Origin of the sequence: Endozoicomonas elysicola, assembly GCF_000710775.1 — a bacterium.
Lineage (GTDB): Bacteria > Pseudomonadota > Gammaproteobacteria > Pseudomonadales > Endozoicomonadaceae > Endozoicomonas > Endozoicomonas elysicola.
Genome location: NZ_JOJP01000001.1, coordinates 1,987,376 through 1,999,341 on the forward strand (window position 1 = coordinate 1,987,376; position 11,966 = coordinate 1,999,341).

General features: G+C 46.9%; 10 protein-coding genes. All 10 read right to left on the reverse strand.

All coding sequences use genetic code 11. The features are described 5' to 3' along the window. Positions 1–7: 7 nt before the first annotated feature. The 10 genes from GV64_RS08445 to hemH all read right to left on the reverse strand — a co-directional run bounded on the left by GV64_RS08445 (position 8) and on the right by hemH (position 11,958). Positions 8–784, reverse strand: coding sequence for a substrate-binding periplasmic protein (locus GV64_RS08445; protein WP_020580525.1), 777 nt, complete (start codon positions 782–784; stop codon positions 8–10). 37 nt (positions 785–821) lie between these two features. Beyond that, positions 822–1,493, reverse strand: coding sequence for a SanA/YdcF family protein (locus GV64_RS08450; RefSeq protein ID WP_026257968.1), 672 nt, complete (start codon positions 1,491–1,493; stop codon positions 822–824). A gap of 87 nt (positions 1,494–1,580) precedes the next feature. Continuing rightward, positions 1,581–2,693: a glycosyltransferase family protein gene (locus tag GV64_RS08455; RefSeq protein ID WP_152553971.1), complete on the reverse strand. Its 1,113-nt coding sequence runs from the start codon at positions 2,691–2,693 to the stop codon at positions 1,581–1,583. Between the two features lie 149 nt (positions 2,694–2,842). Then, positions 2,843–3,952, reverse strand: a complete 1,110-nt coding sequence (gene trmA / locus GV64_RS08460; protein WP_020580522.1) for a tRNA (uridine(54)-C5)-methyltransferase TrmA — start codon at positions 3,950–3,952, stop codon at positions 2,843–2,845. A 94-nt stretch (positions 3,953–4,046) separates the two neighbouring features. Beyond that, entirely contained in the window at positions 4,047–5,354 is a 1,308-nt protein-coding gene (locus tag GV64_RS08465) for an NCS2 family permease (protein WP_020580521.1), read from the reverse strand. 632 nt (positions 5,355–5,986) lie between these two features. Beyond that, entirely contained in the window at positions 5,987–6,967 is a 981-nt protein-coding gene (locus GV64_RS23710) for a GIY-YIG nuclease family protein (protein WP_020580519.1), read from the reverse strand. 253 nt (positions 6,968–7,220) lie between these two features. After that, on the reverse strand, positions 7,221–7,706 hold the full coding sequence (gene rimI / locus GV64_RS08475) for a ribosomal protein S18-alanine N-acetyltransferase (RefSeq protein ID WP_020580518.1): 486 nt from the start codon (positions 7,704–7,706) through the stop codon (positions 7,221–7,223). A 61-nt stretch (positions 7,707–7,767) separates the two neighbouring features. Next, positions 7,768–8,706 carry a uracil-DNA glycosylase family protein gene (locus tag GV64_RS08480; protein WP_020580517.1) on the reverse strand — a complete coding sequence of 313 codons (939 nt, stop codon included), beginning with the start codon at positions 8,704–8,706 and terminating at the stop codon, positions 7,768–7,770. Positions 8,707–8,948: 242 nt separating this feature from the next. Further along, the gene (locus GV64_RS08485; protein ID WP_026257967.1) at positions 8,949–10,499 is read right to left on the reverse strand and encodes a 2-isopropylmalate synthase; all 1,551 of its coding nucleotides are present in this window, start codon (positions 10,497–10,499) and stop codon (positions 8,949–8,951) included. Between the two features lie 436 nt (positions 10,500–10,935). Continuing rightward, the gene (gene hemH, locus GV64_RS08490) at positions 10,936–11,958 is read right to left on the reverse strand and encodes a ferrochelatase (RefSeq protein ID WP_020580515.1); all 1,023 of its coding nucleotides are present in this window, start codon (positions 11,956–11,958) and stop codon (positions 10,936–10,938) included. Between the last annotated feature and the right edge of the window lie 8 nt (positions 11,959–11,966).

An 11,966-nucleotide genomic window follows, 5' to 3' on the forward strand; every position in this document is an offset into this window, starting at 1 on the left:
TTCTGAATCACTGGTAATTATTAATAATTTTATCAATGATTCCTTTTCTCTTTAGTTTCTGCAGTACAGTATCAATCTCCTTTCCATGTTGCTCTTGGTTTATGTTAAGCATAAATGAAACTGGAACGCAGTCAAATAGTGATCCGATTTCAAAGATATCCTGGGGGTCATTACTAGCAAGGTGTTCAAAAACCGTTTGATCCATCAAGGCAAGGTCAGTTCTTTTGTGAGCAAGCATTTTTAGAACACCTTGTTCATTACTTGCGTCTGCCCGGTGAATGCTCCCTTCATCAAAGAAAGGTTCAAAAATCGGGAAAGTAAAGTTTTGTACAACACCTATACGTTTTCCAATAAATACTGCAGGGGAGCTTGCTTTGATAGCTTCCCCTTTTCTAAAAACCGTTACTTCACAGTGTTCGGAAATGGGGTTGGTAAAGTAGGTGTGTTGTTTATACTTTGTCCGCCAGACTGGGGATGTCCATGTTTCCATATCCAACTCATTGCTGACGACTTTATTAATAAGCCGGTTGAAAGGGTAGTAACTAAACTCAAACCGAAACCGGCTGTTTTCACTGACGGCTTTTAGTATGTCCTTTACGATACCTTTATCTTCTTCTATCCAGAACAGCGGAGGGTAGTCTTGTTGCAGTAAGCCCACACGAATGACCACTTCTTTTCTGGAGTGTGCCTGGATAGGGAGGGCTACTGAGATTGCAAGGGCAAACATGCCCAGCAGTATCCTACTCATCAATGAGTTTTGAGTATTTCTTCTTTCTCTATCCATGAGAATCACTGTCTGGTAATTGATACTTTAAGTATGATCAGGTTGGTGGGGTAATGCCAATTTCAATCGTAGGGCCAAGGAATTTCGGGCCAGTGTTCAGGAAGTGCACTTCCAGAACTGCCAGCACTCTGGCAAGAAACTCTCTGGTTTTATTACTGATGTCCGAGTTATAACCTTCTCCTGCATTGAAGGCGATGGCATCGATGTCATGATTCAGGGCAATATAGAGTGCCCGCTTATTGTGTGGGGCCTGTGAAATAATGGTGAAACTGTTTAAATCAAAGACATGATGCGCTCTCAGGACCGAGTCCAGTGTTCTGAAGCCCGCATAGTCCCGGTATATCCGATCTGAGGGAACCCCTCTTTTGAGAAGGTCTCGCCTGATGGTACTTGGTTCATCATAAAAGCGTGTGCTGTTATCACCACTGATAAGGATGTAGTCAATTTTACCCGCTTTAAAGAGGCGATGGGCTGCCTCTAGCCGGAGTCGGTAGTGGTCATTAAAACCACCGATACGAGAGTATTTGCTGGTACCCAGTAAAACCCCTACCTGATTGTAGGGAAGGCTGCTGATATTTGAATAAAGGGATTCATTGGTTGTGCTTGCGACCAGATAGTTACACAGAACAGTAAATGCCAGCAGGGTGGCTGCAGAGAGCGCTGCCAGCCGGGAAATGATCACTAAATGGGGCAGTCGAACACCCATCATCAACCTTCAACGAAAATCCTATTATTCTATGAGTAGACCATATTGTGTGGCTATCATAAAGTCGATGGATAGTAATTATTGCGATTTTTAATCAGACTTTCGTCTTAATCCATCAATCATAAGCTTTGATATCGTTTTGCTGGGGGCGTCTGGTATCCCCAGTTGTTCTGCTATTGCTGGTGGCCTGTATCCCAATATGTGCGCTTTAATCATTAGCGCCAATGGTTTTGGAAATGATGCCCGAATGGCAAGCTGTTCGGTCAGCATAAGGTTCTGGTAGCTTTGGTCGGTAACGTAAATAACAGGTTTGCCTCTGTAGATAGCCTGTTGGGCCACTGATGACTTATGTACGATAACGGCTGAAGCAATGGTACTTAACGTGGCTGTTGAGTAAGTACCATGGTGAAGCAGGTGAACATTTCCGCCTGCCATGGAGTCAATGATTCTCCGCTCAAGGCCGCCATCAAATTTAGGGTGATAAGTCACCAGAAAAAGGGTGTCAGGGAGTAGTCGTGTTGCTTCTATAAATGTTTGAAAAGCTTTTGGGTAACTTTTGCTATAATCACCGGCAAACAATACGACGGGTTGATGGGGGGGGATGTTTAGAGTCTCGCGTAACAGGTCTGTATCGGTTTCCTGATAGATCGTGTCCCACTCTTCCAGAGTAGGCTGTCCGGTCACTTTTACCATCGCTCCCTTAGACTGGGCTATACCCTGAAAGCTAGCGGCAGTTGTTTTGCTGGGTACGTGAAATTCATCCACATAGCTGAGTTCATCGAGAAAAGGCTGCACGTAGCTGATTGAATCGACAGGTTCAAAATTATCGTAAAAGGCAATGACTCTAGCGCCTCTCCTTTCCCAGATATTGGCAATCTGAGCCTGTGCCCTGCTGGCCATACCGGTATAGACGATTTTCGCGGAAATCATTTCAGCGAGATGGTAGACCAGACTCTGGTTTAATGCCTGGTTGCGGTTATCGAATAGTGCATCATTGTGTGTCAGTGCATCTATCTGAATCAGCGCAGGGTCATCCTTGAAGACCTCTGCAGCACGACCCATGGCCAGTATTCGGTAAGGAATATTGGCACTTTTCAATCTTTCCTGAATACGAATAAAGGCATTACTTTCACCCTGATCGTAGGCAACGAAGAGAATGGCTGTTTTTATATAGTCGGTTTCACTGCTGTGTGAAACGGGCATAAAAAAGAGCCAGAGAAAGGAAAAAATGACGGGTGCTGACAGGTACTTGAGCTTGTTGTTTTTCACTTGATACTACCCCGGTGGACATCCTTAAAACGTTTACTTCCTAAGTTTGAAAGTAGGATTGCCACCGGAGGTTGTAAAACTGATTATTTCCTAATCAGATGAACGCCCATTTCAGCGTGATGAGTGTATGGGAACTGATCAAAAAGGGCTATTTTTTCGATTTTATGGGTCTGGCAGATCGTTGACAGATTGTGCTTCAGAGTTTCAGGGTTGCAGGAAATGTACAGAATATTGTCGAAATTCTGTACCAGTTTCTCTGTTCCTTCATCAAGGCCTGCGCGAGGTGGGTCAACCAGAATGGTAGAGAAGCGATAGCTGTCCAGATCGATTTCGCTCAAACGGCGGAACTCACGCTCTTTATTCATGGCCTGCGTAAACTCCTCACTGGAAAGGCGGGCGATTTCTACATTGTCCACACCGTTCAATTTGAAGTTTTCCCGGGCAGAGTGCACTGAGGTTTTTGCAATCTCGGTGGCCAGTACTTTTTCAAAGTGGCCTGCAAGTACACAGGTAAAGTTGCCATTACCACAATAGAGTTCTAATAAATCACTACGCTCCTTTAATGAAGCGCTTAACGCAATTTGTTGCGAGGTACGGCTGGCCCAGGAAAGCATATGTTCATTAACGCCAGCATTAGGCTGAGTAAAACTGTTTTCTACCTGAGTGTAATGGAACGCCTTCCCATCAACAGTCAGCGTTTCTGTGACATAATCTTTATCCAGCACCCGTTTCTGCTTACGGGCACGTCCGATAATGCGAATGCCAAACCTTTCCTGAAGTTCGGTTGCTTCCTGCTTCCAATCATCATCCAGCTGTCGATGATAGATCAGTGAAACCAATGCTTCCTGAGTCTGGGTTGTGAGAAACTCAACCTGAAAGAGTCTTTTTTTAAGATGATTGCTGGCAATGATCGCTTCAATCAATGGCATCATTAACCGGTTAATAGTTTCTGAGCCGCTGGGAAAGGACGTTACTTCGAAGGGCTGCTTGGTCTGTGGATCAAACATCCGGTAGTAACAATGGTCGCCTTCATGCCAGACATGAAACTCTGCCCTCATCCGGTAATTTTCTGGTCTTGAGCGGAATAGTTCCAGCTCAGGAATGCCAAACTCTGCAAATTCACTGCGAATACGGCTGGCTTTTTCTGCCAGTTGCTCTTCATACCTTTCGGGTTGAACTGTTGGTAAGGACATGGTGTCTGGAATCAATAAAAAAACGGCCCATATTATGGGCCGTAATGGTAAGAACGTGAAGAGTGGTTTATGACTGGGTTTATCACCGATCAGTTTACATAACGATCTTCGCCAGACACAACGCGCCAACGATGTATGAAGCAACGGATATCTGGCGGTAGTTACCACTCAGCAGCTTCAGAATGATGTAGGAGAGCATGCCAATAATAATGCCTTCTGCAATGCTGTATGTCATTGGCATAAACAGCAGGGTCAGAAACGCAGGGATCGATTCGCTGAAGTCATTCAGATCGATCTCCTGAATAGGAGACATCATGAACAGTCCCACCAGAACCAGGGCAGGAGTGGTTGCGGCGCCTGGCACCATCAGGAACAGGGGCGAGAGGAACAGGGCGACCAGGAACAAGCCTGCGACGACCAGAGCTGTCAATCCAGTGCGACCACCTTCAGAAACCCCGGTGGCACTTTCCACAAAGGTGGTTACTGTACTGGTTCCAAGGCAGGCGCCAGCAGTGGTAGCAACTGCATCGGCAAACAGTGCCTGTTTACAGTTGGGCACTTCGCCTTTTTCATTCAGCATGTTGGCTTTGGTTGATACACCCACCAGAGTCCCTACTGTGTCGAACATATCAACAAACAGGAAGGTAAACAGGATGATGGCCATATCAGTAGTGAATACTTGATCCCACTGGAACTGGAATAAGATCGGAGAAAGATCTGGAGGCGTCAGGCCATTGCTGAAATCTGGCATAGAGGTAACGCCCAGAGGGAAACCAATCAGGGTGGTTGCTACGATACCGATCAGAAGGGCACCGCGAACACCTTTTACCAGCAACACGCCCGTGACCAGAATACCAATCAGCGCCAGCAGTGGCTTTGGATCAGTCAACGAACCAACCGCTACCAGTGTGGCCGGATTGGCTTCCACAATACCGGCATTCTGCAGACCAATAAAGGCAATAAATAAACCAATACCACAGGAGACCGCTTTCTTTAGACTCAGCGGTACGCTGTTAACAATGGCTTCACGGATATTAAAGGCGGTCAGAACCAGGAAAATGATACCTTCCAGAAAAACGGCCGTGAGTGCCATCTGCCAGGAGTATCCCATGCCCAGAACAACACCGTAAGCAAAGAAGGCGTTCAGTCCCATCCCCGGGGCGAGAGCAAAAGGCAGTTTTGCCCAGAGCGCCATGACCAGCGTACCGATAATGGCTGAGATGGTGGTTGCGGTGAATACAGCACCAAAGTCCATGCCTGCATCTTTAAGGATCAGCGGGTTGACCACAAGAATATACGCCATGGTCATAAACGTGGTGAAGCCTGCAATCACCTCGGTTTTGACATTCGTGCCATGGGCTTTCAGGTCAAAATAATTCTCGAGTAGTTCCCTGCTGGACATAGGTTACCTTTAGTCTTTACATCAGCATTATGTTCTTTCGATCAGAAGCGGCGTTCTAATATTTTGCCTGTTCGGTCGATCAGAAAAGCGGTTAAAGATATATTCTTTTTAGTCTTGGCTTAATACGTATTTATGTCTTTTTTATTGGTTTGGCTGGGTGGGAGAAGTGGTTAAAAAGTGATCGGTTTGGTTCTCTGGCGATACTATACCTTGTGCAGGGTGTTTTCCTGTGTGCATTAACAGAGTTATCCACAGAAGTTGTGGTTAACTGGTGTCTGAAGTTTTGCTACGGGGCAGGGGGTAAGTTGCTGATGTTTTTAAGTAAGCTCTTATGCCTCTTGTAACTCTTGTAACTCTTTTAATTCTTAGCTTCGATGCTCTAGCTGGGCCAAAATATTCTGGCGAACCTTCTTCATCTGTGATGAGATCCGGTCGCTGCGATGACCGGTAAGAATCATTCTCTGCTCAAGCCTTTGAAGTGCGTGAAAGGTCCGGTTGAGCCTGAGGCTAAGTGCTTTCTGGAAGTGCTTTTCAGATTGGCTGTTTGTATTATTCATAACCCAAGTATAGATGGGTGTGAAATGTGAACACCCTCAAAGGAGTATGGCTTTGAGGGTGTGTAAGGGTGGGGGTCAGGCTACAGCAGAAATACTCTGATTATTCATGCTTATGGCTCGTGTGTTGAGCTCTGTCAGCAGTTTTTCAATTTGTTGGCGTTCGGACGCCTGATTGTCTGAGGTCTTCTGAGCTCTGGCCTTTCTATGTCGCTCGATGGCATCACGGATTCGCCTTTCCTTTGGGTCAAGCTCGATAACAATCTCTGGTTCAATATTTTCCACAAGCTCTGGCTGAGCTGTTGCCTCAACTTCAACTTCCACCAGTGCTGGCTTGCCGGGTTTTTTGTTGAGGATTTCAACCGCGCTATTATCGCCGGATAACACCGCATTAGCTGCGGCCTGGATGGCTTCAAGTTGTGCAGAAATATCATCACTCAAGCAGATGTTATTCATCTGAACAACCGCATTAACTTGTGAGCCATTTTCCTGTTTGGCTGCAAGTTGCTCTTTCTGGGTGTCAGCTGTACTTTCTGCTGTGGTAGCCGCAGGGATTTCCAGCTTGATTTCTGCTGTTCTCAGAACTTCAGCAGGAGTTGCGGCCTTGGTTTTTTCTGTGCCGGGTTGCTGAGTCGTTGCAGGTTTCTCATCAGTCTGCTTTTTGGGCTCGAGGGATGGCTCATCAAAGTCGTCGACGTCACCGTCAAACTCCGAAAAGATGCTGGCCAGCTCTTTCTCAAGATTGGATTTTCTGGTTCGTGTTTTCTTTTTGGGCTGAATTTTTACCGTGCTGGTTTTGTAGCCTTTCAGGCTGCGTGCATTCAGCGTTTCAATCGCTTCCTGCTCCAGCATGTTTAGTTCATTACGATCTTCAACATCGTCCCACTCTTCAACAACAAACCCATCCTGGCCGTGTACGCGAATTTCCTGATATAAGGGGTAGTCAAGGTTTTGCTCGGCTGCAGCCACCATTTTTTCCCATTGGTCTGCCAGGTCATTTCGGGTTGACCCGACATAGACTTGAGAGGTGGTTTTGTTGGTGACGGTGAAGATAATCAACGCTTAAGACCTTGCTAGAACTGAAACAGGGGCGGGATTATACCTGTCAATTTCAGACTGTGCAGGGGGGGAAAGCTCGTATTTTGTAGTTTTTTTTATCAATTTTTGAGTTGATTTTTCAGGCTGTTCTGCCAGTGTTTCGGCAAAAGGTCTCGGCAAGGCGAAGCGCTATTGCGTTAATATGATTTAGTTGTCGTTTATTGTGTTGTCTGAGGTTTCTTTGTTGTGGTAAATCCGTTATGGAGAGTAACGGTTAATTGAAATCGTCATAGCCCAGTTCCATGGCCATGACAATAGCATCTTCCCAGCCATTCCCCATTGGATAATAGTTTTTTCTTATGCCTATCTCGCTGAATCCTTCATGAAGGTAAAGGTTAAATGCTTTATTGTTGGATTTGCGAACTTCCAGTAATAGAGTATTGCAATTTGATTGGGTCGCTTTCTGTGTCATGTGTTGCAGGAGTTGTCGGCCGATACCCTGCCTCTGGTGCAATTTGTCTATTGTCAGGATAAGAATGCTGGCTTCTCCAGCAGCGGCCATCATTACGCAATGCCCGACAGGGGTGCCATTAATCTCTGCCAGCTCACAGATGTAGCCTGACTTCAGGCTGTCTGCAAAATGTGCTTTTCGCCAGGGATGCTCTGCTGATCGCTGTTCAACAGCATTGACCTGCTCAAGGTCGGTGTCTTGAATGCTTCGAAAGTTGATAGTGTCTGAGGTTGTGATCAGTGGTGTCATGATGATTGATGGTGTGTAAAAGAGATTAGGCTTTGGTTGCTGGTTACCCTTGTTCTGGTTTCTAGTCAGACGCTATGGAGATGGGCAATGTTTTTGATAGCGTTATCGGTAATAGGGGGGAGAGATCCTGCCATGCTTCTCTTTTGAGTATCGGTTGCTTCATAAGCTCATTCAAGCCATGAGTGACCGCAAACCATTGGTTAGTATGCGTTCCCTGCTGAATGCCGCGGAGTTGTTCAAAGCTTTTTTCCGGGTCTAGTACAAACCTGGCAGCAGATTGTCCCAGTAAAAGAACAAACTTTCTGCGGGATAAACCGTATTGATTGCTCAAATAGGCGCAGACTGCATCAGCTGCAGTATAGTCGTCCTGGTTAAGCTGGCTGAGCAGGCCCCGGTTTTCAGACATCGGCCAGACAAACTCTCGGAAAGGGCTGGTGTTATCAGAGCTTAGTTTCAGCGCTCGCAGTATGTCCTTTAATAGTCGTTGATGGTAACGGCTGAATTGATTAAGTCCCGAGTGTGGCATTTCAGCAACGATAAGGCACTCATCGTTGACTGGCAGAATTATCAGTCTGAATTTACTGACAGAACCACTCAGCTGCTTTACTGGTTCCGGAGTCACCTCTTCAATTGGCTTGGCCTCCTGAACGGCAGGAGTGGCTGAAGCCATAAACTGTCCAAGGATGTCGGCCGGCTTTGTGCGAGAGTAATCAGTCTGTGGCTTTTGTTGGGGTGGTGCGACATGACTGGCTGGGGCCGCAGTGCCTGCTTCTGAGGCGGCAAATATCTCAGCATCCTCTTTGATCCAGTCAAAGGGTCTTGCTGGAAGTGCGTTAGAAAGCTGGCACCTGGGATACCAAGTCTGTATACCCATGGCGCCCAGATAGCTCTGCCTTAGCTTTTCACTGCGGGCGCTTTGGTTTTGGTCTTTCAAAGCCTGATTGTTGATAGCCTGCTCATCGCCAGATTGTGATGGTTGATCAACAGTTTTGCCCTGCATGCCCGCTCTCAATGTTCGCTCATGATGAGCGTTGAAAAGATTAAAATGCCAATATTCACTAGTCTTTCAAGCTGCTACTGTGTTGGCTGCGTTCTTTTGCTGGTGGAGCACCAGTTAGCCCGATCACCTGCTTGGTATAGTCTCACAGGGACGGGCTTGCTTGCCGCCGTGTAGCAACTTGAAATCCTTTGAGCATAGTAACACCGAAAGTAACTGTTGGCATTTTAATCCGATGCCTGTAATCAAACAGGGCCGGTTTGTGGGTTTGCCTTGGTGATATCCGCCTCCAACAAATTGAGAGCATGGATGTAGGCCTTGGCTGACGCAATGACAATGTCGGTATCAGCGCCTGAACCATTCACAATCTGCCCATTCTTCTCAAGGCGGACAGATACTTTACCCTGGGAGTCGGTGCCTGATGTGATCGCGCTGACATTATAAAGAGCCAGTTTAGCCTGAGAGTTTGCCGACTTTTCGATGGCTTTGAATATTGCATCCACTGGGCCATCGCCCCCGCTGGTTACCACCTGCTTTTCACCATTGATTTCAATGGTGATGGTCGCTTCTGGAGTGTTTCCAATTCTTGAGCCTGCATTGAGGTCGAGCAGCTTATACTTCTCGATCAGCTCGCTGGAGCTTCTGACGTCACTGACCAGTGCCTGAAGGTCGTCATCATAAATTTCTGACTTTTTATCGGCCAAAACCTTGAAGCGCTGGAAGGCATCGTTCAGTTCTTCCTGACTATTGAAGGATATGCCCAGTTCTTCCATGCGGGTTTTGAACGCATTACGGCCAGACAGCTTGCCAAGCACCAGACGGTTGGTATTCCAGCCAACATCTTCAGCGCGCATGATTTCATAGGTTTCACGGTGTTTCAGAACGCCGTCCTGATGAATTCCTGATTCGTGGGCAAATGCATTTGCTCCAACAATGGCCTTGTTGGGTTGCACAGGGAAACCGGTAATGGATGAAACCAGTCGTGAGGCTGGCACAATCTGTGTAGTATCAATACCGGTTGTAACACCCAGGCTATCGGCGCGTGTCTTGAGTGCCATGACAATTTCCTCGAGGGAGGCGTTACCCGCTCTTTCACCCAGGCCGTTAATCGTGCATTCGACCTGACGGGCGCCATTCACGACAGCTGAGAGAGAGTTGGCAACTGCCAGACCGAGGTCGTTGTGACAGTGCACAGAGAAAATGGCTTTGTCAGCATTGGGGATGCGTTCGATCAGCGTTTTGATGGTTTCGCCAAACTGGTGTGGCAGCGCATAGCCAACGGTATCCGGGATGTTGATGGTTCTGGCACCTGCATCAATGGCTGCTTCAATAATACGGCACAAAAAGTCTATTTCGGATCGTCCCGCATCTTCACAGGAAAATTCTACGTCATCAATCTGGTTTCGGGCTCTTTTAACCGCAAAAACCGCTTGCTTGATCACATCCTCCGGATCCATGCACAGCTTATGTTGCATGTGGATGGGGGACGTGGCGATAAAGGTATGAATTCGACCTCTTTTGGCAGGCTTTAATGCTTCTGCTGCCCGGTCAATGTCTTTTTCCAGTGCTCGGGAAAGGCTGCAGACGGTGCTTTCAGTGATGTTTGAGGCGATTGCTTTAACCGCTTCAAAATCTCCGGGGCTGGCCATGGCAAAGCCAGCTTCAATAACATCTACACGCAGTTTTTCCAGTGTTCTGGCAATTCGTAACTTCTCATCCCGGGTCATTGCAGCACCTGGGCTTTGCTCGCCATCCCGTAAGGTGGTATCGAAAATAACGACCTGATTGTTGTTCATGGTATATCCCTTGCCTTTGCCATCCGAAAGGCTGATCGAATTTTTATAGATGCTGCTCATGTGTTCAGAGCGCGCAGCAGTCTTAACCAGCAAGGCGACTATTTAGGTCGTTATGCTTGCTGTTGGGCCTTCAGGCCATGTACTGGGGGAGTTGGTAATAAATATACCCTAAGGCAGCAGTAGGAGTAGCAGGCGAGCAGGAGCAAAGAGGAATTCAGGCAGGCAGGTGAAACCCGCTACATTAGAAGTTTTTGTATGACTTCTTTTATAAAAATGCTGTTTTTGCCAGTTCGTCACGCTATTCATTGCGCCCGTCTCTTGAAGGAGAGTTGTTTTTACGTAGATTGGCTAGGTAGTTGTACTATAAAGGCAGATTTTAATGGATACAAGATGGATTTAGGTTATGGGCATAATTAATGCCCATAATATCTCGGAATCAATAAGTCAGCGGGTGCTCTATCCACTGCTTTAACAGGTTTATCCAGGCAGGATGATCATTCAGGCAGGGGATCAGTTCCAGTGATTCACCGCCGGCTTTAATAAACTCCTCTTTGGCGCCAATGCCGATTTCTTCCAGTGTTTCCAAGCAGTCCGAAACAAACGAGGGGCAAATGACGAGTATTCTTCTCGCTCCCTGGTCAGCCACCTGTTTTATAACATCCAGAGTGTTCGGTTCCAGCCATTTGGCTTTGCCAAGTCGTGATTGGAAGCCGACGCTGTATTTATCAATCGGGATGCCTGCTTTTTCTACAAAGGCTTCCGTAGTCTGATAAACCTGATGGCGATAGCAAGTTTTGTGAGCGATCGACGTTTTTTGACAACAGCTTTTATCTTTCAGGCAGTGACTTCCTGTAGGGTCGTCTTTGATGATGTGTCGCTCAGGAACCCCGTGGTAACTGAATATCAGGTGGTCAAAGTCTTTCTCCAGCCAGGGTTTTGCGCTCTCTACCAAGGCTTCTATATAGCCATCATGATCATAAAATACTGGATGAACACGAAGTGGAACGGTTATGCCCATCTCCTGCATCAGTTTTTTTGCCTGTTCAATGACAGTTTTGACCGAAGACATGGCGTAGTGAGGGTAGAGCGGAAAGAGCAGAATTTCCTCAATATCGGGTTGCTTTGCAAGCCTGCTAAGAGCTTCGGCCATATCGGGCTTACCATAGCGCATAGCCAGCTCAATGGGGGTGTTGGTTTTTGATCTCAGCTTTTCAGTGCAGTTTTCACTGTTGACGATCAGTGGGGAGCCTTTTTCTGTCCAGATTGCACGGTACGCTTCAGCGGATTTTGCTGGCCGTGATGGGAGAATAAACAGGCTGAGTAGTGTTCTGCGAATGAGCCAGGGAAGGTCAATCACATGCTTGTCCATCAAAAACTCATCGAGGTATTGTCGGACATCTTCAATGGATGTGCTGTCCGGCGATCCCAGATTAACCAGCAAAACGCCTCTGTTTTCCATAGGCTAAT

Excerpts from the sequence above, each read along its gene's own strand:
- GV64_RS08445 (WP_020580525.1), bottom strand. The coding sequence starts at position 784 with ATGGATAGAGAAAGAAGAAATACTCAAAACTCATTGATGAGTAGGATA.
- GV64_RS08450 (WP_026257968.1), bottom strand. The coding sequence starts at position 1,493 with ATGATGGGTGTTCGACTGCCCCATTTAGTGATCATTTCCCGGCTGGCA.
- GV64_RS08455 (WP_152553971.1), bottom strand. The coding sequence starts at position 2,693 with ATGCCCGTTTCACACAGCAGTGAAACCGACTATATAAAAACAGCCATT.
- trmA (WP_020580522.1), bottom strand. The coding sequence starts at position 3,952 with ATGTCCTTACCAACAGTTCAACCCGAAAGGTATGAAGAGCAACTGGCA.
- GV64_RS08465 (WP_020580521.1), bottom strand. The coding sequence starts at position 5,354 with ATGTCCAGCAGGGAACTACTCGAGAATTATTTTGACCTGAAAGCCCAT.
- rimI (WP_020580518.1), bottom strand. The coding sequence starts at position 7,706 with ATGACACCACTGATCACAACCTCAGACACTATCAACTTTCGAAGCATT.
- GV64_RS08480 (WP_020580517.1), bottom strand. The coding sequence starts at position 8,706 with ATGCAGGGCAAAACTGTTGATCAACCATCACAATCTGGCGATGAGCAG.
- GV64_RS08485 (WP_026257967.1), bottom strand. The coding sequence starts at position 10,499 with ATGAACAACAATCAGGTCGTTATTTTCGATACCACCTTACGGGATGGC.
- hemH (WP_020580515.1), bottom strand. The coding sequence starts at position 11,958 with ATGGAAAACAGAGGCGTTTTGCTGGTTAATCTGGGATCGCCGGACAGC.